The sequence below is a fragment of the Ochrobactrum sp. RH2CCR150 genome (assembly GCA_014138095.1).
Lineage (GTDB): Bacteria > Pseudomonadota > Alphaproteobacteria > Rhizobiales > Rhizobiaceae > Brucella > Brucella gambitense.
Map to the genome: position 1 here is coordinate 243,205 of JACGXE010000004.1, position 26,842 is coordinate 270,046.

Below are 26,842 nucleotides of genomic sequence, written 5' to 3' on the forward strand. Positions count from 1 at the left end.
TCTCATAGGCCGCTCGCTTGTCTGCGCCGTGCCAATAGGATCAGGACAGGCGCACCGATGAAGGCTGTGACGATGCCTGCTTCCAGTTCGCCTGGAAACAACACCAGACGTCCGGCAATGTCGGCGGAAAGCAGCAGTACCGGTGCGTAGATCATCGTCAGCGGAATGATCCAGCGCTGATCTGGCCCAACAATCCAACGCACCACATGCGGCACCATAAGACCGACGAAGCCGATTGGGCCAGCGGCAGCAGTTCCGGCCCCGGCCAGAAGCGTGACAGCGATGAGCGTCAGCATCCGGGCGCGGAGGATGTTGGCTCCTAGCGAACGAGCCAGATCATCGCCGAGCGCTACAGCGTTAAGGGACCGAGCCGTCAGCAACGCAAGCACCAGTCCAGCAGCGATAAAAGGAGCAGCCGTTGCCACAATATCCATGTTTCTTCCGGCAACGGATCCGATCGACCAGAAACGCATGGAATCGAAGGCTTGGGGATCAAGCAGTGTGATCGCGGCACCGATACCGCCGAGAACGGCAGAAAGGGCGACCCCAGAAAGCACAAGTCGAACGGGTGTAGCACCGTCACGGCCCATTGCCCCCAGTACGTAAACGGCAAGCGTCACAAGGATGGCACCCAAAAAGGCGAACCACAAATAGGCATCAATCGAGTGGAAGCCCAACAGCCCGACCGCCAGCGTCACGAAAAAGGCAGCACCAGCATTGACGCCCAATATTCCCGGATCGGCCAGCGGATTGCGCGTTGCCGCTTGGATCAATGCACCCGAAACGCCAAAAGCGGCACCGCAGAGAATACCGAGCAAGGTACGTGGCAGACGGTAATCATGGATGACGATGTGCTCCACCAGACCACTATCATATGCAAAAATGGCGTCAATCGCCGTCGATATCTTCACGGGTCTTGCCCCGAACAGAAGGTTTGCGATCGAAATAGCCACCAGCAACGCGAGGCCCAGGAGCAGGCCGGTCAGGCGCCGGGTGTTGCCGTTTGCAAATCCGCTTCCTTCCTTATCGTCGTGAGGCGAAACAATAACACTCAAACCCGCGCCTGCCCTTCGATCCAGTAACCAACCGCTGTGATTTGGTCCTTTTCGAAACCGAACTCATCCCGAAAATATTTGCGACTTTTTGAAACGGCCATCGCTTCACCCGCAATCCAGACATATCCCGGCCCTGCGGGCAGGCTCGTGATGCTTTCGGCTATACGCGGCAGTTCCGTATAAAGAGAGCGATTGTGCTTCGGCCCTCGCCAAAAATACCAATTGATACAAACATCCGCAGTTGTTGCGATAATTTGCCTGTCGGCGTCAAACGGCACCGCCACATGCACAATCGCTTTGAACCCTGCCGGTAACTGTTCCAAAATTCGTCCGACAGCTGGCAGACCGGTTATATCGGCTATTAGTAAGATAAACTGGGTGTCCGATGGTGGATTGAAGCGGAAACGCGGTGGAAGCAACTTAATCTGATCGCCCTCAAGAACCCTTTGAGCCCAATTAGTAGCAATACCGATTTCATGTATCACAAAATCGATCGTAATCTCTCTATGTATAGCATCCCAACGGCGGACAGTATAATAGCGACCCATTTCCTCGCCATGATCGGCTGCGGGGAACGACAACCAGATAAACTCATCCGGACGACCTGTGCTTTGGAAACGATGAAGGTCAGCCCCTTCAAGCACAACCCGGACCATGGACGGCGTGATGGCTTCTCTATGTTTCACCGTGGCGGAAAAATAGTCGAGCGTCACGGCATTGATTCCTTGGTACTGACCTTAGATGCCGCAGCAGCCAGTCGCGAGACAAAGTCCGGGTAGCCATATGGGATAGATAGAACACTGGGGTTGGATGTGACCCAGATCGAGACGGGATCGTCTAAAGCAACAAACCCTCCCCCCACCACAGGAGCGTATGAACGGAATAGTGGCTGACCCTCTGCATCCTCCTTTGCACCGGGAGGAAACCAGACGATAAGCAGATCGGTTTCGATAGAATCCAGTTGTTCAAAACTGACAGACGTGCCTATCTGACCAGGATGCTCTGCTGCCAGTTTCACGACTTCAGATGGAACTTGTAACCCCAATTCCATCAAGGTGGCCACACGCAGATCGTCGGGAAAATAAACCCCGAGCGCACTTCTTCCCTGGAAATACGAGCCAAAGACAAAGCTCCGGTTCATCAGCACGGAATGATCGGCATATAAGGCATGAAGACGGGATTTCGTCTGCTCTACAAGCGCTCGCGCAAGTTCCGGTTTCCCTACACACTCGCCTGCCAGCAGGGTAATTTCTTGCCAATTGGCCTGAAGCGGACCCGATCTATAGGCGATTGTTGGAGCTATTGCGTTGAGTCGGCGCCAATCCTTGCCATCGATATTGGTCCGTACTGCAAGGATCGCATCCGGCTTCAGAAGCGCAATAGCCTCGAAGTCGATTTCACTTTGCGACAAAAGCATCGGCTTGGTCGCACCAAGCTTTTCATCCACCCAAGGCAATATTCCGTTTGCAAACTGCTCGTAGCGCGGCATGCCAACTGGGATGGTTCCAAGTGCAATCAGAGCGTCTTCGCCACCCCACCCAAGCGTTACAATGCGTTGGGGCGGGGCGCCGATTATCGTTTTACCGAAATTATGAGAGATCGTGACAGGGAATGCGTTGAAATTGCCAGAAGCAGCATTGGCCGCCGCGCCAAATGGCGTCATGGCCAGCAAAGCTGAAAAGACGAATGCGCGCCTTCCCTGATCAACCTTTCTGTGTCGCATCGCCATAGACCTAAAACGTCGCTTTCAAGCTCAGCGTATAAGAGCGTGGTTCACCGTAGAAGTTGCCCCATCCAGGCGCACTCACCGTTTGATAATATTTTTTGTCGAAAATGTTATCGACATTCAACGCCGCCGAGAAGTGATCGTTGATCTTATATCCGATCCGCGCAGACCAAACTGCATAAGCCGGCTGAGAAACAGTTACATCTCTGGTCTTGCGGCTGCTTTCTGTCTGGTAACGAACTCCCGTACCAACGCTCAACCCTTCAAGCTTCTCGGTGAATTGATAATCACCCCATATTTTGACGATATGCTCGGGATTATAAGTCGCGAATGACTGACTGATATCGTTCTCTCCCTCAAGATACTCTGTGTGGGCGTAAGTATAGCTTGCGGCGAGCTGGAAATTGGGGAACAATTCACCGTTGGCCTCGACCTCGAAGCCCTGACTGCGGACCTTTCCACTGGCAACATAACATTCGCCCCACATGCCTGTCGCACACGGATAGTTGTCGGCATCGAACTCGGCACGATTTTTATTATCGATACGAAACAGAGCAAATGACGTATTAAGAGCGCCATCCAAGAGGCTGCCCTTTATGCCCATCTCATAGTTTGCGCCTTCGATCGGCTTCAGCGGATCACCGTCAGCTGTTACTTCATCTTGAGGTTTGAAGATGCTTGTATAGCTTGCGTAGATGGACCAATCCTTACTCAGATCATAAACGATGCCCCCATAGGGCGTGAAGACACCGTTCTCGCTATATGGACTGACAAAATCCTCCCCGGTATCACGGTAACGCGACGTCATCTTGTACCAGCTGACGCGACCACCAAATATCACCGTGAGCGGATCCGCAACGCTCACTCGGGTTAACCCATAGATACCTTCCTGACGAAGTTTTGCCCTGTATTTGGCTCCACGGAAGCGGTTTTCTTCCAACCAGGTATCCGCGATTTCGGGAATTCTAACCGGATCGAAAACATTTTGGCTGATACCTAGGCGGGCCAATGAGTAATCATTGTCACTGATCAGATTATTGATACTGGCGCCAAACGTAACTGAATGCGTGCGGCCAAACAGATCATATTTGCCATCAACATAGGAATCGAGCGCTACGTTCAAAGTTTCCATGTCAAAAAGGCCGGCATACATGGTGGACCCAGACAGCGTGACCGGATCGATTGCCCCCTCAGAAAACTCGTACTTCACGTCATGCTTTTCATTCCAGTAGCTGACTGAAGTTTTCCACTTCCAGCGATCGTTAAATTCATGCGAAACGTCTGCAAACAGGGAAATCTGATCGGTATCCCAACGGTTCCAGCTCTGGCCGAGACACGTGTCACGCGCAAGCCCGATATCGGAACCATCCGAATACATAGGCAGCCCATGGAAGCATGGCGTTGAGGTCTTGCGCTTGTAGCTTCCACCAAAGCCAATCGTCGTATTCTCGGAAAGATCAGCTTCCATTATCCCGTAAAGAAAGAGATTTCGGCTGTGCGCCAGGTCTGTGAAATATTCGCGATCATTAAACGAGCCGACAATGCGACCACGTAAGCTACCACTAGTGTTCAAAGGGCCTGTTGCATCGATTTCCGTATTATAATTCTGATCGGAGCTGATCTGCTGCGTAATGGTCAGTTTTTTTTGATCGAGCGGACGCTTTCTGACCATATTGACTGCCGCGCCAGGATTTCCTGCACCTTGCAGCAACCCGGTTGCGCCACGAAGTACTTCGACTCGATCATAAGCCGCCATATCTTCTGAAAAGCTGTTAGCTTGTGGATAATAGAGCGACCTGTTCACACCATCATACTGGTAGGTATCCACCATAAATCCACGTGAAAAGACATATCTGGCGCCCATTGGACTATCATAGAGCGCTATACCGGGTGCTTCTTCCAACGCATCGTCAACCGTAATGACGTTGCGATCATCCATCTGCTTGCGCGTCACAACTGAAACAGATTGAGGTATATGGCGGATGTCCTGTTCACCCTTTGTTATCGTCACAGCGTCTGCGGTGTACGAGCCGGAGCCTTCGGTTGTTGCACCCGCACCTTGAACCGTAATTGTATTCAAAACAGTCGCACCGCCGGGCGCAGTTACAATGCCCGACGATGAGACAGAAGCGTCTGCAATCGTCACTGTATTTGAGTTCGTGAAATGCCAGACGAGACCAGTTCCTGAAAGCGCAGAATCTATTGCTTGTGCTGTGGACATACTTCCTTGAACGGCACTAGCAGTCTTCGAAGCAGAGGCTGTTTCGTTGAACACAATTGCAACACCGGAAATGCGACCGATATCGTTAAGAGCCTGCCGGACCGGTTTTGCTGGAATCTTGAAGTCATGCAGCTTTTCTACATCTGCCTGCGCATATGCTGCGTTAAACGACAATGCCGCGCATCCCATAACCGAAAGCATGGTTGTTGCAAGTAGCAACGCGAACCTGTGCGGCTTGGTCCTGGTGTTCATGGATGTGCCCTTCCCGTGTCCATTCTGGTGAAGGGCGTCAACGTTTCGCCCTCTCAATGGCGTTAACGGTCGGGATGACAAAGCACCCTCATAAAAAGATGAATTATTTTATCTTCTTTTGGCGAACGCGCCTATTATGGCCCGATCAGAACAAGCCGTTCGCTCAACTTATGTATGTTAAAGCCGACCGAAGCTTGCAATGAGGACAACGCCGCGTTTGTATCCCTCAGCGAAAAGCTGCCGCTTATGCGGCGTTCGCCCAAGGCTGAATCGACAAGAACAATTCGACCATTTCTATAACGCTCGATCTTCTGCAGCACTTCTTTCAAAGGTGTATTATTGAACACAAAACGACCTTCATGCCAGGATAGAGCATCTCCAAGATCAATATTATGTGGCATTGCAAGGCCAGTATTGGTATATTTAACCGATTCCCCGGGTTTAAGAACTACTCGACCAGTCAAACTTTCGATCTCTACTTGCAAGCTACCATGCTGAAGCGCGACTTCGACGCCTTCATTATTCATCGCAACGTCAAATGCCGTCCCAAGAACGCGTGATCTTCCGTTCGCAGCTTCAACGATGAAGGGAACACTCGAAGGTTTGACTTCAAAGAATGCTGCACCGCGCAAAAGTGTTATATGACGTATGTCATCATCGAGCTGAACATCAATCGCCGTATCAGCATCAAGCAAAATCGACGAGCCGTCATTAAGTGAAATCTGACGCGTTTCACCACGCGCAGTGACGTAATCTGCACTAATGTCCTGAATCAAGTTGGGCTTGTTCAGCCAGACCCATCCGCCACAAAAAACAAGCAGGAAAGCCAATGCTCCGGTAGCAGTTTTGCCACGGTTTTTTTTCCGCGTGCGTATTTCTTCAATACGAGCCAAGTGAGCCGCAAGCGCCGACGTTTCTTCCCGCGCGATATCGGAACCGGGCATGGCACTCGATGACCACAGAACGCTTATTGAATGATAAGCATCCGCATTTCGCTCATGAAGCCGCTGCCATGCTTGAAAGTTCCGCTTATCGGCGTGGGAAGGATTGCCGTTCATGCGCGTAAACCAGGCTATAGCCTCCTTCTCCGCTTTGGCCTGATCGGGCACTTTTAGGTCTTTTTCCTTGGTCACTGGAAATCCCACACATATTAGATAGCAGGCGAAAACGAGCTCTCTCGCTTATATAACGATTAGCGAGCGACCTGACCCTAGCTTGTTTTTTGCTCGGCAGCATTTCGGCAAGCCAGAACTGATTTTGCTACATCTCTTTCAACAGTGCTGTAGGAAACATTCAAAGCTTCCGCAATTTCCTCGTATGAACAGCCATGAATACGATTGAGAAGGAAAATATGTCGTGCCCGTACAGGTAGCGATCGGATAGCTCGGTCGATTTGTCGAAGGTCATCGGCTGCAATGACGATCTGCTCAGGTGTCGCAATCGGAGCTTCATATTGCTCTTCCGTCAACATTTCCGGTAGCTTCTTGTGCCGGTTTTCAATCCGGATCAAATCAATCGTCGCATTCCGCACGCATTGGCTCAAATAAGCAGGTGTAAGGACAATATGTTCTTTCGTTCTTTCCCAAATACGAGTGAACACGTCATGCACGACATCCGAAGCATTTGGCGCACCTATTCTGCGCGTCGCAATGCGTTCCAGACGTTGGAGTTCCGTCCTGTAAAGCATTTCAATTTGATCGGTTTTGCGATCAGCCATCAACAAAAAACCCAATATCCGCAGTAACCAGACGAAGACACACAACATTTGAATAAAATCTGGATTATTAAAGTCAAGTTTTATTTTGACTGATCGTAACTTGCCAGCGGTCCTTTCCCGTCGGTTGCAAAATCGCACGTCTGATGACGAGATTAATGCTCTGGGCCATTGCCCACTTCAATCCTGACAGCGATCCAAATGATTGCCCGTCAAGTCATCGGATTCTAACGACCGGAATGGGGCCGATGGCCGACTGTCCGCTACTGGGACACCCAGCACCGAAAGCGGACGTCAGAGTTTTTGCCGCTAAGGTCTAGCATGAGGCCCGGAGCGGAAATTCCGGTTTCGGAGCTCGCAGCAGATATAGCTGCCATGCGTTGCCACATCAGTTAAGGGTGGAAAGCCAGTCGTGAAACGCATTGACTTCATATCGTCGCAGGGCTTTAGGCGATGCGACGACATAGTAGGCCCATTTGACGGGCCAGCGAATGTCGGGCATGAGGTGGACCAGACGGCCTCCGTCAATCTCCTGTGCTACCAGAGCCTTGCGCACCAACGCCACCCCGCGGGCTGCGACCGCCGCATTGATGACCGCAGCCGTTGAGTTGATCTTCAATCCACGGTCGTCGGGAACATGGTTCGCGCCCGCACGTGTCAGCCATTCGCTCCAATTCGGAAAGTCCCCGCCCGGATGAGGCGTGCCGTCGTGGATGAGTGTCTGTTCCGCGATCCAGCCGGCGGTAACCTCCTGACTGCCAGACAGCAGCCTGTTGTGGCAGACTGCGATGATTTCCTCGCCCATGAGATATGTCGACTTGACTCCCTTCCAGTTGCCCAGCCCACATCGGATGCCGATGTCCGCCTCACCCTGAGCCAGATCGATCACTCGATCGGAAACGTCCAGCCGAACGTCGACATTCGGCCATTTCGCGGAGAAGTCTTCCAGGCGGGCAAGGAGCCAGTTGGCGACCAGGGCCTGGGACGCCGTCACGACGACGACCGAACGCGCCTTGCGACCGCGCAGCTTGCGCAGACCGGCTTCAAGGAGGTCAAGCCCTTGAGCGATATCGTCGAGGGCTTCTTTGACCTCATCGACAGGGGCCAAGCGCTCCGTACCCGATCTGCTTCTCTTGAACAGAGGATAGCCGACCCAATCTTCCAATGAGCGAACGAGTTGACCTACTGCTGGTGGTGTGACGTCGAGTTCGACTGCTGCACCAACGAAGCTTCCGTGGCGCGCGGACGCTTCCAAGGCTTGGAGCGATTTCAGTCTGGTCAGGTCGCGCATCTCATCACCAACAAAGATTTTCTTTCTTATCGATATGGTTTGTTTTCCTCGTCAATGCAACAGCATCAATCCAAATGTGGAGGATCGACGATGAGGAATAAAGAATGACGCTTGCAGGAAAAACAGCCCTGATAACTGGTGGTTCGAGCGGAATCGGGCTTGCTGCAGCCCATCGGTTCAAAGAAAACGGCGCGCGCGTGGCGATCGTGGGACGTTCGGCAGCCAAGCTTGAAAAGGCGGCCGACGAACTTGGAAATGACGTTGTCACTGTCGTTGCAGATGTCACTTCACTCGCCGACCTTGTCCGAATGAGGACAGAGGTCGAAGAAAAACTCGGTACGCTGGACATCGTGTTCGCCAATGCGGGCGTCGCAATGGGGACGCCATTGGCGAACACCGAGGAAGCTACCTATTACACGATCATGGACGCGAACGTGAAGGGCGTCTTCTTTACGGTCCAGGCCGTGCTCCCGCTGCTGCGCGAAGGCAGCTCCATCATCCTGAATACCTCGTGGCTGAACCAGGTGGGCACTCCAGGTCGAGCGATCCTGTCCGCATCCAAAGCAGCGGTTCGCTCCTTCGCGCGAACGATGTCCGCAGAGCTTCTCGAACGCCGGATCAGGGTGAATGCCGTCAGCCCTGGCTCCATTGAAACGCCTATCCATCGGGGAAACAACCAGACCGAAGAGGAGTTTCGCGCCTATGCAGAGTGGGTCGGCGCACAGGTGCCGGTCGGGCGCATGGGCACGCCGGGTGAGATCGCGGCAGCGGTCCTGTTCCTTGCTAGCGACGCTTCGAGCTACATGCTCGGAGCGGAGATTGTCGTCGATGGTGGAAGGGCGGAGCTCTGATCATGCTTTTGAATGAAGACTTTTCGAAGAGAACGCTTGTCCACGCCGGCGACACCGAATGGGTTCCAAGCCCAATGAAAGGCGTCGACCGACGTATGCTGTTCAGGATTGGCGAGGAGAAGGCGCGCGCGACGTCCATCGTCCGTTACGCGGCGGGAAGTAGTTTCTCGCGTCACGGTCATCCAGGCGGCGAAGAATTTCTGGTTCTCGACGGGATATTTCAGGATGAGAGCGGCTACTTCCCGGTCGGCACCTATGTCCGCAATCCGCCAGGCACAGGTCATGCTCCGAAGAGCGACGGTGGCTGCACCATTCTGGTGAAGCTCTGGCAGTTCAAGGCGAGCGACCGTGAACGGATCGTCCAGCGTCCGGGCGAAGCGCATGCTCTCCGACCTCGAGACGGGGTTGCGGACACGCGCGTCCTTTTCGAGGGAGCGGACGAACTTGTCATGATGGAAGACTGGCAAGCCGATGCGACCGTCGTGGTTTCCAATCCAAATGGACTCGAGCTTCTGGTTCTGGACGGCAGTTTCAAGGAAGGTGACGACACGCTCAACCGCTGGAGCTGGCTGCGGCTTCCAGCTGGACAGTATCTGCATGCCACCGCCGGGCCGAACGGCGCTCGCATCTGGTACAAGTCGGCACCGCTCCTTCATGATGATGTCTGCCCGTTCGATGCTCCGGTATCCGAGGATACGAGCCGATGAGAAAATGCAAGGTTGCGGTGATCGGGGGCGGTCTGTCCGGTCTCTACACCGCGCAGGCTCTTCATGCCGCCGGCGTCGATGTCATCCTCGCCGAAGCGCGTGGCCGCATCGGCGGGCGTATTCTGACCGTGGGCGAGGATGGCACGCCCATGGACGATGGCTTCGATCTCGGCCCGTCCTGGTTCTGGCCGGAGATGCAACCAGCGATGGCGGAGCTCGTCAATGACCTTGGTCTTGGATCGTTCATCCAGCACAGCACCGGCGATGTCGTATTCGAGCGCATGTCGCGCGAACGACCGCAACGTTTTTCACCGGCCTACGAGAACCAGCAGTCAATGCGGCTCGCAGGAGGCACTGGAGCGGCCATACGCGCGCTAGCGGATCACCTTCCCCCAGACCGCCTATTGCTCGGAACGACGGTTACGGCCATGACCCTGAAGGACGGTGTCGTCGAGCTGACAGTCCAGACATCGGAAGGCGAAAGCGAGGTTCTCAGCGCCGAGCAGGTGGTTGCCGCGCTTCCACCACGTCTTTTCGGAGCAAACGTCAAGTTCGAGCCGGCACAGGATCCGGCAATCGTCACTCGCTGGAGGAGTACGCCGACATGGATGGCACCACACGCCAAGTTCTTCGCCATCTATGAGGATGCCTTCTGGCGGAAGGACGGACTCACCGGAACAGCCAGAGCATGGTTGGTCCGATGGTCGAGATCCACGATGCGACGACGAATTCGGGAAAGGCAGCCTTGTTCGGCTTCCTCGGAATCGGTTCCGACCAGAGGGCGTCGGTTGGGGAACACATTCTGAAGCAGGCTTGCATCGAACAGTTGGGAAGGCTGTTCGGGCCACAAGCGCTGAAGCCGCGGGCAACCATCCTGAAGGACTGGGCGACCGACTCGTTCACGGCTACGGCAATCGACCAGATCGGTGCCGATCACCCAATACCTGGAACCCAACGGTGGGTTACGGGCCCATGGGAGGAGCGGCTGGTGATGGCCGGAAGCGAGACCAGTCCTTCCGAACCCGGTTATCTGGCTGGCGCCGTGGTGGCCGCAAAGCAGGCGGTCGCAGAAATCCTCACGAGATTGGAAGCAAAATGAACATCGCACAGAATGCACCTGTCGATACGACCGCGGGCAAGCGAAACGGATGGATCCTGACTGTGGCTCAGGCTTTCGGCGGAGCCAACGCGCCTATTGTCATCTCGCTCGGAGGCCTGGTCGGACAGCAGCTCTCGCCCGATCCGGGATTGATTACCCTCCCTGTCAGCCTCCTGAACCTCGGCCTGGCGCTCGGAACACTTCCGGCGGCCTATGTCATGCGTCGCTATGGCCGCCGGAGTGGATATCTGTTCGGAACCTCGATCGGCATGATCTCAGGCCTGATTGCAGCGATCGGTATCATCCTGTCGAGCTTCTTCGTGTTCTGCCTCGGAACCTGCATGGCGGGCTTCTACTCGTCCTATGTCCAAAGCTATCGCTTCGCAGCGGCCGACAATATGTCCAGCGCAGACGGACAAAAAGCGATCGCTCGCGTCATGGTCGGTGGATTGATCGCTGCGATCATAGGTCCGCAACTCGTGATCTGGACACGGGATGCCGTGCCCGGAACGGCCTTTGCCGGAAGCTTCATCAGCCAGGCGATGCTTGCAGCCCTTGCCTTCCCCGTCCTCTGGAACCTGCGAACGGCCTCTTCTATCCAGTCGAAGACGGCAGGAGGCGCTGGCGAACGCCCGCTCCTACAGATCCTTACATCGCGCAGATATCTGCTGGCAATTGCCACAGGGGTCGTCTCTTACGGGCTGATGACATTTGTTATGACGGCCTCGCCCGTTGCGATGGTCGGCCATGGTCACTCCATCGATCAGGCTGCGCTCGGGATCCAATGGCATATCCTCGCCATGTATGGGCCTTCCTTCATCACCGGCAGGCTGATGGTGCGTTTCGGGAAGGAGCGTGTGGCGGCAGTGGGACTTCTCCTGATCGGGCTGTCGGCGGCGGTGGCGCTTTCCGGCATCGATATCGCCCACTTCTGGGTCTCGCTTGTCCTTCTTGGTGTCGGCTGGAACTTCGGCTTCATCGGCGCGACGTCAATGGTCGGCGACTGCCACACCCCTGCAGAACGAAGCAAGGTGCAAGGCGCGAATGACTTTCTCGTCTTCGGAACAGTCGCCTGCGCCTCGTTCTTCTCGGGATCCCTGCTTCAAAGCTCCGGATGGGAAACAATTAACTGGATCGTCATGCCGGCCGTTGCGCTCGTCCTAGTGCCCTTGGTATGGCGCGTCGCAAGGCCGTTGCAGGCAGCGTAGGCGAAATCACGGACTTCTCGGACGTCGCGCCCGAACGACACCACCCTGAGAAAAAGTGCGGCCGCAATCACTCAACGACTTGATGGTATTCGCCACTGTTCCATTGACCGTCGCGATCAATGCGTTGATCAAGGCATACATCACCGATCCCCGATTAGCGGTTTAGTCACAAACCGTGCTTGAGTAATGAAAATACACGCGACTTTCGAAGGCCATCCAATGCAAGCTACCGTCGAAATAACCACTCGAACTTTTGATAACGTTATTGATCGAAAATCGACCAATTCGGAAAAGTGGGCAGCAGCCGCAACTATGCTGACTGCCGATCAGGCTGCGGCAGATCCGCTACCTATGTGGGTAGCGGACATGGATTTCCAGTCGCCGCCCGCAGTATTGAACGCACTTAGCGAAGCTGTTCAGCATGGGATTTTCGGGTATGCGGCTGGTGCAACGAAACGCTACATCGCGTCCGTTCAAAACTGGCAGGCCCGTCGCTTCGGTTGGGAAATTTCCGCCGACTGGATAATTCAGACGCCGGGCATTATTACTGCATTGAAGCAGATTGTTCAGGCGTTCTCAGCGCCAGGTGATGCTGTTCTAATCCAGCCTCCGGTCTATTCTCATTTTAGGGATGATGTGGTGCTCAACGGTCGTCGCCCTATTGAGGCCCCACTGGCACTCGTTGGAGAACGTTATATTTTCAACGAAGCGGCCTTCGAAGCCGCGATCACGCCTGACACCAAGATTTTCATCCTATGCAATCCTCACAATCCGACCGGTAACGTGTGGGCGGAGGGCGACCTACGTAGCATGGGAGAGATCTGCCAACGTCACGGCATCATCGTTGTCTCCGATGAAATTCATCAGGATCTGATCATCAATCCTGAGCTTAAGCACATTCCTTTTGGATCCCTCAGCCAAGATTTTGCACTTAACAGCATCACATGTACTGCGCCGAGTAAAACATTCAATCTCGCTGGATTACAGTCCGCTAATCTCATCATCCAGAATCCAAACTTGCGAGAAGAGTTTCGACGTCAGTACAACCGCAATATGACCACAGACCTGAACTTGCTGGGTCTAATTGCAGCTGAAGCAGCTTATAGTGAGGGAGAACCTTGGCTTGAACAACTACTGGTCTATCTCAGGGCGAACCATGAACGCTTCGCAAATGCGATAAATAGCTCAGATATCGGATTACGTGTATTGCCAGCAGATTCTCTCTATCTTGCTTGGATGGACTGTCGATCACTCGATATGGAGGCAGATGAGCTTAATCATTTCATGCTTACCGAGGTCGGCCTGTGGCTCGACAAGGGTCAAAAGTTTGGGATAGAAGGGCGTGGATTTATGCGCGTGAACATCGGATGCCCTCGCGCCACGGTTGACGAAGCAATCAGTCGGCTCCTTACCGCCAGAACTGCCAGTCGATCTTAATGTTATGCCGTTGGCAGATTGCGAGCGTAATTGCACGCATCACCGACAGGTAGCGAAGAAGCCCCAAGTGATCAGTCCGGTTTCAGTTCCCGCCCAGGAGATTGCCGACATGGCGCATGATTGGCATCTAGGGCCGTTTCTAACCATTTCTGACTCCATGGTGGCCGTTTACCATCCAAAATGACGTCCCTTAAAGCGGACGCTAAGCTGTCGCATATTTTGGGGTTTTCGCGACTACGCTTTTGACAGCGTTGTTCCGATCTTTGCCATATCCAAAAAGCCGGCGAGGTAACTAATCTCTTCCTCGCCGCTTCGCACGCCGAGGTGGATAGATTTCATGATGCCTTCCGCGCCGAGACGGACCGCCTTCAACGGCAGTTCGGCTCCATCCTCGCGCAACAACCAGTCGGGAACGACGCTGATCCCGCGTCCGGCTGCAACGAGCTGTAACATCAGCTCGGTCGTTTCCGCAGTCCGATGGCGGTGCGGCCGACAACGGCCGGGAACGAGGAACTGCGTGTAAACGTCCAGTCGCTCGAAGCTCACGGGATAGGTTATCAGCTCTTCATCCGTCAGATCATGGGGGAGTGCGACACCCTGCACAGCAAGGGGATGGTTCGCATGAACCGCCAGCACGAGTTCATAGTCGAATACCGAGGTATAGCGCAGGCCGGGCAGTTCAACCGGATCGGGAGTTATCAGCAGATCTATTTCGTAGTTGGCGAGCGCGTTGATCCCGTTGAGCGGGAAAGCGGTGCGCAACTCGAAATCCACATCCGGCCATGCGGAGAGGTAAGGGGCCGTGACCCGCATCAGCCATTTCTGGCAGGGATGGCATTCCATGCCGACGCGCAGCGCGCCGCGCCTGCCCGATGCGAAATCCGCCAACACCTGCTCGCCGTGCTCAAGCTGGGGCAGCAGACGTTGTGCCAGGGCCAGAAGATATTCCCCGGCTTGCGTGAGACGCAGGCTTCGTCCGTGCTTCATCCAGATTTTGACGCCGTGCCGTTCTTCCAGCTTTCGGATGAGGTGACTCAGGGCGGGCTGCGTGACGTTCATACGCTCGGCGGCAGCCGTCACGCTCCCCAAGCGATCAACTTCACGGAGAATAGCAAGGTGTTGGCGGTCGAGCATTGATTACTCCTGTTTATGGTTTCATTAGATTTGAACATTTCCGCTCATGATAGTTTGTCGTTAGTGATGTTGCCAATCGTTACTTTTTTAAGGAATCAGCATGTTTGGCAAACCCATGCACAGGCAGGTCTTCCTGCTTGCATCCGCCCAAGCCCTGTTTCAGACAGTTTCCGTGCTCGTGATGACTGTCGGCGGGCTTGCAGGTGGCCAGATTGCATCCCGCCCAGAACTGGCGACCATGCCTATCGCCACCATGTTCCTCGGAACGGCGGCGGTGACGTTCCCGGCCTCGATGTGGATGGCGCGTGCCGGCCGGCGTGCCGGATTCTTGTTGGGGGCCATGCTCGGGATTGCCGGCGGTCTCGTCGGGGCGCTCGGTCTCTGGTTCGGCTCGCTGCTGCTGCTGTCGCTCGGCACGTTCTGCGTCGGGGCTTATCAGGCTTTCGCGCAATTCTATCGTTTCGCAGCGAGCGAGGTGGCGGACGAAGTCTTCCGACCCCGCGCGATCTCGCTCGTACTCGGCGGCGGTGTGGTCGCGGCGCTGGCCGGCCCCATGCTCGGCCGTCTCGGCGGCCCGTTGCTGACACCCGAATATCTCGGCTCCTTCCTGCTGCTGGCGCTCGTTTCGCTGATCGCGGTCGGCGCGCTGCTCGGCTTGCACATTCCCAATCAGGCGGCCACCCATGATGAAGGCGACAAGGGCCGTTCATGGGGTGAGATCGTCTCGCAGCCGGCCTATCTGGTGGCGCTGTTCGGAGCGGTCACCGGCTACGGGATCATGATCCTCGCCATGACTGCAACGCCTCTCGCCATGACGCATCACCACCACGACCTGAAGGACACAGCAACCGTGATCCAGCTTCATGTGCTCGGCATGTTTCTGCCATCCTTCTTCGCCGGATCGCTGATCGCCCGTTTCGGCGTGCTGCCCATCATGCTCACCGGCATCGTCCTGTTTGCCGGTCACGTCATCATGTCGCTTACCGGGACCGGCTTCGGCTCCTTTGCCGGCGCGCTCGTGCTTCTCGGGATCGGCTGGAATTTCCTCTATATCGGCGGCACGACGCTGCTGACGAGCACCTACACGCCAGCCGAGAAGGGCAAGGCGCAAGCGACTAACGACATGACCATTTTCGCGGTTGGCCTCGCCTGCTCCTTCAGCGCCGGGGCGCTGCTGCAGGTTCTTGGCTGGCAAACGCTCAGCCTGGTTCTCCTGCCGTGGATGGCGGCGGCAGCGCTGGCGCTCCTCTGGCTCGGCTGGAAGCGTCGCAGGGCGGCCATATCGGCCGCCGCCCGCTGAACCACTTGCAAGAGAGTACCCGCCCATGAACAACACGTCGATTTCCGAAACTGTATCGGCCAAGGCGCAGGAACGGTTGGTCGAGCGTTTCGCGATGCTCGAAATATCCGCGCCGGTCGTTGCCTATCCAACGCACGCAACGGCGGAGGAAGGCAAGGCGCTACGCGGCGACCTGTCCGGCACCTTCACCAAGAACCTGCTGCTCAAGGACAAAAAGGGGCGGCTATTCCTTATCACCTTCCATGAGGATCGGGCGTTGAATCTGAAGATCTTGCATACGCTAATTGGAGCCAATGGCCGGCTTGGCTTTGCACCGGCCGAACGGATGGAGACCCTGCTCGGGGTCTCTCCGGGCGCTTTGACCCCGCTTGGCATCATCAACGATATGGAAGGTCTGGTTACGGTCGTTATCGACGCCGTTTTGCTCGATTCTGCACAGATCAATTTCCACCCCCTTGTCCAAGAGGAAAGCGTTGGCCTTACACCGGCGGAACTACTTGCCTTTATTCGGTCATTTGGTCGGGAGCCGCTAGTGGTCCAACTCGGCCCAATGACAGCTTGAATGTCGTGTAACTCCTGATTTGTGCCAATGCAGACCACCCGTTGGTTATTCAGCGGAATTTCCATCGCAAAAGTGAGGTGAAAAAGTTGGCCTCGTGCGACCGAGTTTGCGACACCTAATGGCCGCTTGGAAAAGCGTGAGAATACTACGCTAATGTCCGGATTAAAGCGCAAAGCCGACATTCAGCGATCAGCATAACACATGGCAAAACCCCACTTTTGCCATATGTTTCCTTTCACTGTAGTTCACCATTGTTACAAGGCATGCAATAACTCGGATCCGACTGGTCAAGTCAGTTCAATCCACACTTCATGCACTTCGAGTGCCCCATCTTTCTGTAGAATTCGCTTATTACTTCAACTCGTATCGCTACTATTTTTCAGTCGAGCATTGGACACCTTAATGCTTTACGCGGCCTTGTTTTTGAGAATGTCGAGGGCGACGTCGATGATCATGTCTTCCTGGCCGCCGACCATGCGGCGCTTGCCAAGTTCGATGAGGATTTCGCGTGTATCGACGCCATAGAGTTTCGAGGCGTTTTCCGCATGCCGCAGGAAGCTCGAATAGACGCCCGCATAGCCGAGCGAGAGGCTTTCACGGTCCACGCGCACCGGACGGTCCTGCAACGGACGCACCAGATCGTCGGCAGCATCCATCAGGCCATAGAGGTCGCAACCCGTATCGATGCCCTTGCGGTTGAGCACGGCGATCAGACCTTCAAGCGGCGCATTACCGGCCCCTGCCCCCATGCCTGCCAGCGATGCATCAACGCGCACAGCGCCCGCCTCGATACCAGCAACGGCATTGGCAACGCCGAGCGTCAGATTGTGGTGGGTGTGAACGCCGATTTCAGTTTCCGGACGCAGCGCATCGCGCAGCGCCTTCACGCGAAGCGTATATTGCTCCGGCAACAGTGCGCCTGCCGAATCGGTGACATAGACGCATTCCGCGCCATAGCTTTCCATCAGTTTCGCCTGTTCGACCAGCTTGTCCGGCTCGGCCATATGCGACATCATCAGAAAGCCGATCGTGTCCATGCCCAGTTCACGCGCAGCCTCGATATGCTGGCGCGACACGTCGGCCTCGGTGCAATGGGTCGCAACGCGAACCGAACGCGCACCGGCATCATAGGCTTCCTTCAGATCATGCACCGTGCCAATGCCCGGAATGAGCAGCACGGTCACGCGGGCATGCTCGCAAGCGTCGGCAACTGCGCCGATCCATTCGACATCGTCATGGAGGCCGAAACCGTAATTGAAAGTCGAACCGGCAAGGCCGTCACCATGGGTGATTTCAATCGCGTCCACCTTGGCTGCATCCAGCGCCTTCGCAATCGCGACGACATCCTTGAGCGTGTATTGGTGGCGGATCGAATGCATGCCGTCGCGCAGCGTGACATCCTGAACATAGAGCTTATCGGGATTGGAGCGGGCCATTATGCAGCCTCCTTGGCAAGCGCTTTTGCTGCCCAATGATCGGCGGTGACCAATGCAGCGGATGTCATGATGTCGAGATTGCCGGCATAGGCAGGCAGATAATGTGCCGCGCCTTCCACCTCGAGCAGGATGGTCGTCTTGAGACCCGAGACGAGCCCGATGCCCGGCACGCGAACCGGCGCATTATCGCCGATGACTTCGAACTGCACTTTCTGCTTCAGGCGATAACCCGGCACATAGGCCTGAACCGTCTCGACCATTTCGGCAATCGAAGCCTCGATGGCTTCGCGGCTGCCGCCTTGCGACAGAACAAACACCGTATCGCGCATGATCAGCGGCGGTTCAGCAGGGTTGAGAATGATCAGCGCCTTGCCGCGTTCAGCACCGCCCAGATCACGGATCGCCTTCGACGTGGTTTCGGTGAATTCATCGATATTGGCGCGGGTGCCGGGACCAGCCGAACGCGACGAGATCGAAGCGACGATTTCGCCATAGACCACGCGGTCGGTTGCGCGCTTGACGGCATAGACCATCGGGATCGTCGCCTGACCGCCGCATGTGACCATGTTGACGTTCGGCTCGTCGATATTGGCATCGCCATTGATGGCGGGAATGGTGAAGGGGCCGATGGCGGCAGGCGTCAGGTCGATGACCTTCTTGCCGTCCTTCTGCAACAGCGCGTCATTATGCAGATGCGCCTTGGCCGAGGTGGCATCAAACACGATATCGATATCGCGATATTCCGGCATGCGCATCAGCCCGTCGATGCCTTCATGGGTGACCGGCACGCCGAGCCGTGCGGCGCGTGCCAGACCATCCGAATTCGGATCGATGCCGACCATTGCGCCCATCTCGATATTCTTCGACGTGCGCATCACCTTGATCATCAAATCCGTGCCAATATTGCCGGAACCGATGATCGCGCATTTCTTCTTGGACATAGTGGGTCCTTTCTGATCTTCCAGCCGGTTACTTCACGCCTTGCTTAAAGTTCAACAACAGCCAGTTCCTGCAAACTATAGCTTGGCTCAACGGCAACCGTATTGCGCAGAGGATGGCCAAACCCTTCAGCCATGATTTCGAAAACATCGCCGAGTTGGGTGTGAATTTTATCGGCAAATGACAGCGTGGCTGTGCCGAACATATGGACATGAACATCGCCCGGCTGCCGGAAAATCGCGTATTTGAAATGGTGATATTCGAGATTAGCAATCGTGTGGGACATGTTCGCCTCACCAGACAAAAACAGCTTTTCCCATAGAACCCTGCCATCACGCAGAATGCGACTAGTCCCCCGAATATCCAGAGGCGCCGCACCAATCCGGATTTCGGGTCCCAAGGATGCTGGACGCAGCTTGGAATGGGCAAGCCAGAGATAATTGCCCCGCTCCGTCACATGATCGGAGAACTCATTGGCCACGGCAAACCCCAAGCGCATCGGGCGACCGTCATCTGCGATAACGTAAACTCCCGCTATCTCCGGCTCTTCTCCGAAATCCTGAGCGAATGCCGGCGAAACCAATGCCGCGCCCGGTGCGGCTAGCGCGTGGCCGTTGCCTTTGTAAAACCACTCTGGCTGCACGCCTGGCCCACCTTCCAACGGTTTGCCGCCTTCAAGGCCCATACGGAACATCTTCATGGAATCCGTCAGTTCGGCTTCTTCTGTCATGACCTTGGCATGCATGCTGTCACGGGTCGCTGCCGATCCCAAATGGGTGAGCCCCGTGCCGGTCAAATGCAAATGTGCCGGATCGAAATGAGTAATCGGCGGCAGGTAGAGGCCATCGACGGCCAGTCTCTCGGGTTCAAACTGCGCTCCGAAACCCTGTCCCTTGATCTGATCGACGAGGCTCCTGCCACTTCTGGCCGCAGCAACCGCCAGCTCGCGCACACCCGCCGCGCCAAGGACTTCGCGTGCTGGTTCTCCGTCCTCCCGTGCAAGAACGCGGATCGTTCCGTTCTCTTCTTGAATTTGAGATATCAGCATTTCCAAACTACCTTTTGCGGGAGCGTTACAAGCTCAGGATCAGCTTGCCGAAATTGTCGGCTGCTTCCAACATGCGATGTGCTTCCATTGCGTCACTGAAGGGTAAGACCGCATGGATGGTCGGCGCGATTGCGCCCGATGCGAGAACCGGCAACCAGCATTGGCGGAAACGCTCGACAACTTCGGCTTTCTCGTCTGCCGAATGCGGCCGCAGGGTAAAACCACGTAGCTGCAGCATCTTGGTCAGAATGGCGGGCACGTCAGCCTCGGCCTTTCCGTCGCTGAGCAGTCCCACGAATGTCATGCGTCCTCGCCAGCGTAAAAGCGCAATATGACGCGCCAGATATGCGGGGCCGACGAAGTCTTCGATCACATCGATGCCATCAGGGTAGATCTCGCGGGTTGCCTCGGCAAAATCGACCTCGCGATAATTCAGAACATTAGTTACGCCCCAATCGCGCAGGCGGCGGGCTTTATCCTCGCGCCCCACCGTTGTAATGATTTCCGCCTTTACATGTTGCGCCATGCGGATCGCAGTACTGCCGACGGCGCTACCGCCCGCGTGAATCAGTACTCGCTCACCTGCCTTAAGGTGCGACAATTCGAATAAGGTCTCATGGGCCGTACAGAATGTTTCAATGACCGCAGCTGCCTGCACATCATCCCAGTCTGAGGGAACTACAACGACATGCCGCCAGTCGGCGACAGCATATTCTGCATAGCCACCGCCGGAAAGAAGCGCTGCAACCCGCTTGCCGCGCAGATGATTTGGTACATCGCCGCCCGTTTCGACAACCTCCCCACCACATTCAACGCCCAGTACAGGATTTGCGCCCGCAGATAGTGGATAGACGCCTGCTCGCTGCATAGCATCAAGCCGATTGACCCCAACAGCGCCAACACGGATCAGCACCTCATTCGCAGTCGGTGTCGGGCGCTCCACTTGCATAAAACGCAGCGCTTCCGGCCCACCCGGTTCCGGAGCATGACAGATTTTCATCATAGACACGGATCAGTTTCCTCCAGTTTGCTCGGCAGGCTTGCGCATCTCTGCATGAAACCATTGTTCCTGAATGAAGCGATACTCCCCTTCATATCCACGCCTGACACGAGCAAAGCCGGGAAAGTGGATATGCATTCCGCCAACAAGAAGGTCTTCATCGACGCACCGCTGCAGAATCCTGCGACGCGACAAAGCAGCGGCAGGCGTATCGGTGTCGAAAATCATCCCAACATCAGGATCGGCAAGCTGCACCTCGGGCACATGAACAGTGTCGCCCCAAATGATCATTGCTTCACTGCGGGAGCGCAGAATGTAGCAGCTGTGTCCCGGCGTATGTCCAACGGATGGAACAGCAGCGATCCCAGGCAGAACTTCGCACTCAGCGTTGAAAATGTGCACGCTATCAGCGAGATAAGGCGTTATCTGAATGCGTCCAGCATCAAAGTAAACGCGCTTCTGGCGCTCCGTAGCGCGAGCTTTTGCCTCGTCATCGAACCAATGCTGAATTTCCGCCTCATGAACATGAACAACCGCTCGCGGAAAGAATTTAGCCCCGATTTCCGGATTGGTGAGACCATTGGAATGATCTGGATGGATATGGGTCAAAAGCACGTCAGTGACCGCTTCTGGCGCGATATCCAGCCGTGCGAGAAGTTCGGGCAATCGCCCGCAAGTTGGCCCCATGATGTCGCCCGAACCGCAGTCGATAAGGATAACCCGGCTTTCATGCTGGACAAGAAACGCGTTGATCGAGACAACTGGAGGTGCAATCCGTGTCTCGGCGGTCAGAAACTGTTCCAGCCGTGCAACATCGCCATCACGGAAAATATCGAAAGTGTCGTAGGCGACGTAGCCGTCGCAAAGCGTTGTGACCAACATATCGCCTAGCGGGCGATGATAAATAGCTGGTATCTGTTCGAAGCCGCTCATATCTGCCTGCCTTTCCCGACAAGTGCCGGTTGCGGCGTTTCAATGAGGTCGTAGAGCTCCGAAAGCCGGCGGCGCAGTTCGGCGCGTGACAGTTTGCCGATTGCATTGCGCGGCAACTCATCCATGGCGACAAAAAGCCTAGGCCGTTTGTAAGAGGTCATGTTGGTCAGCGCGGGAGCAAGACGCGCCTGCCAATCCGATGGTGGACATTCGGCAACCAAAGTGACTATTTCACCCCAATATTCCGACGGAAAGCCGAGCGCGATTATTTCGGTTTCGGGAAGTGCGGCGGCCAGCGCTCGCTCTACCTCATCGGGGGCTACTTTGTAGCCGCCGGTTTTCATCATGTCGGACTGGCGTGCCAAGAGAAAAAGACAGCCCGTCTGGTCAATCCTTCCTAGATCACCGGTATCGTGAAACTCGCCGGGCGCAAGCATCTTCAGGCCATTGTCCGTGATGTAGCCCCGAAACATATGCGGGCTATGCAGGAAAATATGCCCCGACTCGCCGTCTCGAAGTACGCGACCTTCCTCGTCACGAACTTCAATCCGCACGCCCGTTGCCGCCCAGCCGACGCACAGCCCCTCATCGCTGCTGGCGTTTCCGGCATAGGCTTCGGCGGTCTCGGGAGGTGAGAGCACGGTGATGGGATTGAACATCTCGCTTTTCCCGTAGGTGACGCGGATGATCTCACCAAATTGCGCAACAGCCTTGTGATACAGCATCGGGGACAGAGGGGCCGTTCCTGTCAGTATCGTATGCAATTGCGGCTTGGCGCTGTCGGTCTGTTCCAACGCCTCGGTCAACTTGGCGAGCACTGTCGGCGGCGCAAACATTTCAGTGATCGAACCTGACGCCAGAAGCGGCAGAACTGCGGTTGTATCCACACCATGCATCAGATGCACGCTCGCGCCTTCGGCAAGATAAGCGAAGGTCAGCAGTGAACTCCCATGCGAAAAGGGCGTCATCAAGAGAATGCGGTTTTGCGCGCCCGGACGAGTGGGAAGAACCGAACGCAAGAGAAGCCCCGCCGTCCAGCGTCCCAGATGCGTGTGGATAGCCCCCTTAGCGGGCCCAGTGGTGCCACTTGTGAAAACGATACGGCTCGGCGTTTCCGGCTCCACATCCGGCCACCCTTCCGCCGTCAGTGGGCGCGGTGCGCATTTGCGCACATCCTCCACCGCAACGCACGGCGTCAGCGTCGGCGTTGTCGCTCGGTCGAGAAGCACAATCCGAGTACCCGTGCAGGAGAGCGCGTGATCGAACTCTTTCTGGCTGAGTACGGGATTAATCGGAACCTCTGTCGCTCCAGTCAGCGCAACGGCATAGCTTGCCGCCGCTGCCAGCATCGAATTTTGAAAAACCGTTGCTATAAAATCGCCGGGACCCAAGCCAAGCGCACTCAGACGATCGGCAATGCCCGCCGCATAGTCAACAATCTCAGCGATTGTATGGCTACCCTCAGCATCAGTGATGCCGACACGCTGACCATAGCGTCCGCGCATGGTCGCAAGTTCATTTCCCCAATGCATTTGGTCCTCCCGTACTCACAGTACTTCCTCGGGAAAATGTTCAGGCCCAAGCGGATCCTCATTGTTCGCCGCCAAGGCCCGAGACCATTTTTCCAACCACCAACCATAGGGTTCAGGCCAACTGGAAAAATCGCGTTCCACTCCCATCTCCCAGGCCACGTGGCGCACCCAAAAAGGGTTGAACAGCATCTGGCGGCCGATACAGATCAAATCGGCCTTGCCCTCGCGGAGAATGGTTTCGGCATATTGACCCGTGCGGATCATACCGACAGCGGCGGTTGGTATTCCTGCTTCGCGACGCAGTCTTTCAGACAGTGCTACCTGATAGCCCGGCCCCCGCGACAGGTTCGAGTTGGTCGCGCCAGCGCGCATATTGCCGCCGGAGGAACAGTCGATGAGATCGACGCCCGCAGCCTCCAGCGCTCGGGACAGCACGACACTTTCGTCTTCGGTCCAGCCGCCGTCGATCCAGTCCGTCACCGAAACCCTTGCAAAAAGCGGCATAGAATCCGGCATAATAGAGCGAAGTCGGTCAACCACCATGAGGGGCAGGCGCATTCGGTTTTCAAGATTACCGCCAAAACGGTCGGTGCGCTGATTGGCCAATGGCGAAAGAAAGCTCTGGAGCAGATAGCCATGCGCCAAATGTAGTTCGAGCAAATCAAACCCTGCGAGAATAGCCCGACGAGCACCCGCAGCGTAGGCATCAACGATACCATCAATCTGCTGTTCGCTCATTTCGACCGGCGTTAGCCAGTTTTCCGATAATGGAATAGGTGAAGCTCCCATCGGATAAAGCTGAATATCGCCCGCAGCCAGATTGCGCTCCGAAATCGGACCGTTACCTTCGTGCGCGCGCTGTTGCCCGCCCTTGCGCCCGCCATGACTGATCTGGATTGCAGTTTTCGCGCCATAGCGTTTCATCTCGGAGACCAATCGCGCCATTGGCTCAATATGGCTGTCGGACCAAAGACCGGGATCGCCGTTGCTCACACGACCGGCGCGGGTCACGAAAGTCTGCTCCATGATGACAAGACCCGCGCCTCCCATGGCCATGCGTTCATAATGCGCGAACTGAAAGGGCGTCAGGCACCCGTCTTCCGCCGAATAAGTACCCATGGGCGAAACGACGATGCGATTTTTCAGAGTCACGCCGCGCACATGGTAGGGATGGAATAGAAGTGGTCCGTTTGTCATCTGGTATTCCGATCCTATCGGTTACCGGTCAGTGCGAGCGTGTCACGCAAAACGTCGGCAATCGCAATATTCGCCCCGTCATCAAGCGCCGCGAAGAGTTTCGCGGCGTGATCACGCGCAACACCAACCGGGGCTCCAAGCTTGGTCAACCTGCGCTCGAACACATCCAGAGAACGTTCCTGTGTTTGATAGATCAGATTGCGTGGCATTTCCTGAGAATGCGCTTCGCGTTCACTGCCATCCTTCATGGTCACCGTCAGCAGCGAATCCCACGCGCCGTTAACCGCGTCGGGGATAACAGTCGTCTTGGCGATCAGATCAAGGACCAGCGGATCGTTGCGCAGCTCATTGCCCATGTCATAGGTGATGTCACCTTGCGACAGCATGGTCGCCACTGCAAAAGCGGTGCTTGCCTGCGTCTGAACCAAACGTTCGTAAGGGCCCTTAAAGTTGGTGCCTGGATAGGCCGTGAATGGCTCCCAGAGCGTCACCTTGATGTCAGCAATCTCGCGCGGATCGATTTTGTCCAAGTAGAGCTTCTGCGCCGCCATGGCTGCTGCCATGTTGTCCCCGAGTGTTGCGTAGGGCTTCGCTTGTATGGAGTTCATGATCGCCGGATCGGGTGGCAGAGACCACACTTCCGGGGTGGCATCCATACCGGCCACTGTGGCCAGAAAACCTTTCGGACCATCAAGAGCCTGCGGCGCGCCCGTGACGCCTGCCTCGGCGAGACAGGCTGCAATCAGCCCGCCCTGTGCTGCGCGGCCATTCTGTACACGCCATTCATCGGCACCAGCACGAACCGGTTCTAACGTGCCTGCGGTGGTGGATGCAGCGATCGAAACAGCGGAGCCTGCTTGTGTCGCATTTAGTCCGAGAAGAGCAGCACTACCGGCAGCAGCTGCGATAGTGCCGAAGGTTGGGCTGGTGCGAAATCCGCGTGCAATCAGTTTCCGCGCGACGACTTCATCACGCCCGAGCCAGTTGATCACACTATAGCCAGCGACAAGCGCGCGGAGCACATCTTCAAGCGTCGCACCGTTGCGCTCACCAAGCGCGACAATAGCAGGGGGCACAAGCGAGCCGGGATGTGTCCAGGATTCATGGTCCGTGTCATCTTGAAAATGCGCATGAACCGCGACGCCATTGGCGAAGGCAGCTTCGCTTGCCGAAAAACGTACGCCGGATATCCATGCGGTCGCGGAATTGGGGGCACCCTCACCCAGCGAATATGACAAAGCAACCGCCGCCCGCGCAGTGGGTTCTGTGCGCGCCGAAAGTGCCAAACCCAATGCATCGAGCAGGCAGATCAAAGCCTTTTCCCGAACGGAACGTTCCAGTGTCAATGTGGAATAACTGGCAAGGTAGTCGCCAAGAATCTGGCTTGCGATTTTCATAGTGTCCTTCTCCCAAAAGACGAATTTTTTATTGCGATGGGCCCTACCGCCTATCCGCGGCTGTAAAGCCAGGCACGGCTGGTTCCCATACCGGCCTTGCGCAGGCGCACGAGGCTCAAGGCATGGCTCCAGGCCGCAGCGAAAACATCCAGCACTGTCGCTTTGTCGATCTGTTTGAGGCCTTCGCGTGCCAGAATTTCCGCCATCACGCCCTCGGCTGGAATAATAACTTCCGCCCCCCGCGCAATTAGCTCCCGCGCAGTTGCCGTAAAAGTTTCAATTAATTGAGCGGGCTCGTCGCGCGCTGCAATAAGCTCATATTCGTCCATGCCGGGCGATAGCGCCGTGACCTCCAGGACCCGTGTTTCCAAATGGTGTTTGGCCACCGAGAGCTTGGTCATATAGGCAACATTCGGAGCGTTCGAAATCAGACCAATTTGTCCACCAAGCGAACAACCGGTCAGCAGAGCAGCTTCCGTCAGCGAGACAACCGGAATATCGACAGCCGTACGCATCTCTCGCAGATATGGCTCGCTGAATGACCCCATGATGAAGGCGTCATAGCCCTGCTTTTCCGCCTCGACAGCCTGCTCTACGATAGGTGCAAGCACACGATGATAGAGATAGGCGTTGCCAAGAGCATCGCTTGGGCTCTGGTCGCCGTATGTACCCTCCGGTAAGCCTTGAACATGCACTTCAGCCTCGCCATCCAGCAAGTTGCTGGCATGGGCTTCTATACCGCGCTTGTAGGCGTCAATTCGGCTCAACTCATTGACCGATTGGTGCCAGAATTTCATTGCCAT

The 26,842-nt window shown here is 55.9% G+C and carries 23 protein-coding genes and 1 pseudogene; 7 read left to right on the forward strand and 17 right to left on the reverse strand.

Features of this window, described 5'->3' with window-relative positions; all coding sequences use genetic code 11:
• Nucleotides 1-2: 2 nt before the first annotated feature.
• The 7 genes from FHW03_RS10985 to FHW03_RS11015 form a co-directional block, all read right to left on the reverse strand.
• Entirely contained in the window at nt 3-1,055 is a 1,053-nt protein-coding gene (locus FHW03_RS10985) for an iron chelate uptake ABC transporter family permease subunit (protein WP_182520657.1), read from the reverse strand.
• Complete coding sequence (locus FHW03_RS10990) at nt 1,052-1,768, reverse strand: siderophore-interacting protein (protein WP_377514606.1); 717 nt, start codon at nt 1,766-1,768, stop codon at nt 1,052-1,054. The genes FHW03_RS10985 and FHW03_RS10990 overlap by 4 nt, the downstream gene beginning before the upstream one ends.
• Nucleotides 1,765-2,778, reverse strand: coding sequence for an ABC transporter substrate-binding protein (locus FHW03_RS10995; RefSeq protein ID WP_182520658.1), 1,014 nt, complete (start codon nt 2,776-2,778; stop codon nt 1,765-1,767). Before FHW03_RS10995 ends, FHW03_RS10990 begins: the two co-directional genes overlap by 4 nt.
• 10 nt (nt 2,779-2,788) lie before the next feature.
• Nucleotides 2,789-5,254 (reverse strand): TonB-dependent receptor, encoded by a 2,466-nt coding sequence (locus FHW03_RS11000; protein WP_182520659.1) that lies wholly within the window; start codon nt 5,252-5,254, stop codon nt 2,789-2,791.
• Between the two features lie 134 nt (nt 5,255-5,388).
• Complete coding sequence (locus FHW03_RS11005) at nt 5,389-6,387, reverse strand: FecR family protein (RefSeq protein ID WP_182520660.1); 999 nt, start codon at nt 6,385-6,387, stop codon at nt 5,389-5,391.
• 77 nt (nt 6,388-6,464) lie between these two features.
• Nucleotides 6,465-6,971: a sigma-70 family RNA polymerase sigma factor gene (locus FHW03_RS11010; protein ID WP_182520661.1), complete on the reverse strand. Its 507-nt coding sequence runs from the start codon at nt 6,969-6,971 to the stop codon at nt 6,465-6,467.
• A gap of 385 nt (nt 6,972-7,356) precedes the next feature.
• The gene (locus FHW03_RS11015) at nt 7,357-8,259 is read right to left on the reverse strand and encodes a LysR substrate-binding domain-containing protein (protein ID WP_182520662.1); all 903 of its coding nucleotides are present in this window, start codon (nt 8,257-8,259) and stop codon (nt 7,357-7,359) included.
• A 104-nt stretch (nt 8,260-8,363) separates the two neighbouring features.
• Here FHW03_RS11015 and FHW03_RS11020 point away from each other — a divergent pair, with 104 nt between their 5' ends.
• From FHW03_RS11020 to FHW03_RS11040, 5 genes and pseudogenes are all read left to right on the forward strand, one after another.
• The gene (locus FHW03_RS11020; RefSeq protein WP_182520663.1) at nt 8,364-9,110 is read left to right on the forward strand and encodes an SDR family oxidoreductase; all 747 of its coding nucleotides are present in this window, start codon (nt 8,364-8,366) and stop codon (nt 9,108-9,110) included.
• 2 nt (nt 9,111-9,112) lie between these two features.
• Nucleotides 9,113-9,817 (forward strand): cupin domain-containing protein, encoded by a 705-nt coding sequence (locus FHW03_RS11025; RefSeq protein ID WP_182520664.1) that lies wholly within the window; start codon nt 9,113-9,115, stop codon nt 9,815-9,817.
• A pseudogene (locus tag FHW03_RS11030) lies at nt 9,814-10,916 on the forward strand (flavin monoamine oxidase family protein). The gene FHW03_RS11025 and the pseudogene FHW03_RS11030 overlap by 4 nt, the downstream one beginning before the upstream one ends.
• A complete protein-coding gene (locus FHW03_RS11035) occupies nt 10,913-12,124 on the forward strand; it encodes an MFS transporter (RefSeq protein ID WP_182520665.1) in 1,212 nt (403 codons plus the stop codon). The pseudogene FHW03_RS11030 and the gene FHW03_RS11035 overlap by 4 nt, the downstream one beginning before the upstream one ends.
• A gap of 219 nt (nt 12,125-12,343) precedes the next feature.
• The gene (locus tag FHW03_RS11040) at nt 12,344-13,561 is read left to right on the forward strand and encodes a MalY/PatB family protein (RefSeq protein ID WP_210277241.1); all 1,218 of its coding nucleotides are present in this window, start codon (nt 12,344-12,346) and stop codon (nt 13,559-13,561) included.
• A gap of 234 nt (nt 13,562-13,795) precedes the next feature.
• Here the strand turns inward: FHW03_RS11040 and FHW03_RS11045 are convergent, their stop codons facing one another.
• A complete protein-coding gene (locus FHW03_RS11045) occupies nt 13,796-14,695 on the reverse strand; it encodes a LysR family transcriptional regulator (RefSeq protein WP_182520667.1) in 900 nt (299 codons plus the stop codon).
• A 100-nt stretch (nt 14,696-14,795) separates the two neighbouring features.
• Here FHW03_RS11045 and FHW03_RS11050 point away from each other — a divergent pair, with 100 nt between their 5' ends.
• Both FHW03_RS11050 and FHW03_RS11055 read left to right on the forward strand, forming a co-directional pair.
• Complete coding sequence (locus FHW03_RS11050) at nt 14,796-15,995, forward strand: MFS transporter (RefSeq protein ID WP_182520668.1); 1,200 nt, start codon at nt 14,796-14,798, stop codon at nt 15,993-15,995.
• A gap of 25 nt (nt 15,996-16,020) precedes the next feature.
• Nucleotides 16,021-16,557: a prolyl-tRNA synthetase associated domain-containing protein gene (locus FHW03_RS11055; RefSeq protein ID WP_377514611.1), complete on the forward strand. Its 537-nt coding sequence runs from the start codon at nt 16,021-16,023 to the stop codon at nt 16,555-16,557.
• A gap of 407 nt (nt 16,558-16,964) precedes the next feature.
• Here FHW03_RS11055 and dmpG read toward each other — a convergent pair whose 3' ends face one another.
• Genes dmpG through FHW03_RS11100 form a run of 9 tightly spaced genes read right to left on the reverse strand, consistent with a single transcriptional unit; the run spans nt 16,965 to nt 26,842 of the window.
• Entirely contained in the window at nt 16,965-17,993 is a 1,029-nt protein-coding gene (gene dmpG / locus FHW03_RS11060; protein WP_182520669.1) for a 4-hydroxy-2-oxovalerate aldolase, read from the reverse strand.
• The gene (locus FHW03_RS11065; protein WP_182520670.1) at nt 17,993-18,934 is read right to left on the reverse strand and encodes an acetaldehyde dehydrogenase (acetylating); all 942 of its coding nucleotides are present in this window, start codon (nt 18,932-18,934) and stop codon (nt 17,993-17,995) included. Before FHW03_RS11065 ends, dmpG begins: the two co-directional genes overlap by 1 nt.
• A gap of 44 nt (nt 18,935-18,978) precedes the next feature.
• Complete coding sequence (araD1, locus tag FHW03_RS11070) at nt 18,979-19,980, reverse strand: AraD1 family protein (RefSeq protein WP_182520671.1); 1,002 nt, start codon at nt 19,978-19,980, stop codon at nt 18,979-18,981.
• 25 nt (nt 19,981-20,005) lie between these two features.
• Nucleotides 20,006-20,983 (reverse strand): NAD(P)H-quinone oxidoreductase, encoded by a 978-nt coding sequence (locus tag FHW03_RS11075; RefSeq protein WP_377514697.1) that lies wholly within the window; start codon nt 20,981-20,983, stop codon nt 20,006-20,008.
• A 9-nt stretch (nt 20,984-20,992) separates the two neighbouring features.
• Nucleotides 20,993-21,913: an MBL fold metallo-hydrolase gene (locus tag FHW03_RS11080; protein WP_182520673.1), complete on the reverse strand. Its 921-nt coding sequence runs from the start codon at nt 21,911-21,913 to the stop codon at nt 20,993-20,995.
• A complete protein-coding gene (locus tag FHW03_RS11085) occupies nt 21,910-23,445 on the reverse strand; it encodes a class I adenylate-forming enzyme family protein (protein ID WP_182520674.1) in 1,536 nt (511 codons plus the stop codon). The genes FHW03_RS11080 and FHW03_RS11085 overlap by 4 nt, the downstream gene beginning before the upstream one ends.
• A gap of 15 nt (nt 23,446-23,460) precedes the next feature.
• Nucleotides 23,461-24,642, reverse strand: coding sequence for an NADH:flavin oxidoreductase/NADH oxidase (locus tag FHW03_RS11090; protein ID WP_182520675.1), 1,182 nt, complete (start codon nt 24,640-24,642; stop codon nt 23,461-23,463).
• Nucleotides 24,643-24,656: 14 nt separating this feature from the next.
• Nucleotides 24,657-26,039: an MmgE/PrpD family protein gene (locus tag FHW03_RS11095; RefSeq protein WP_182520676.1), complete on the reverse strand. Its 1,383-nt coding sequence runs from the start codon at nt 26,037-26,039 to the stop codon at nt 24,657-24,659.
• A 50-nt stretch (nt 26,040-26,089) separates the two neighbouring features.
• On the reverse strand, nt 26,090-26,842 hold the full coding sequence (locus FHW03_RS11100; protein ID WP_182520677.1) for an aspartate/glutamate racemase family protein: 753 nt from the start codon (nt 26,840-26,842) through the stop codon (nt 26,090-26,092).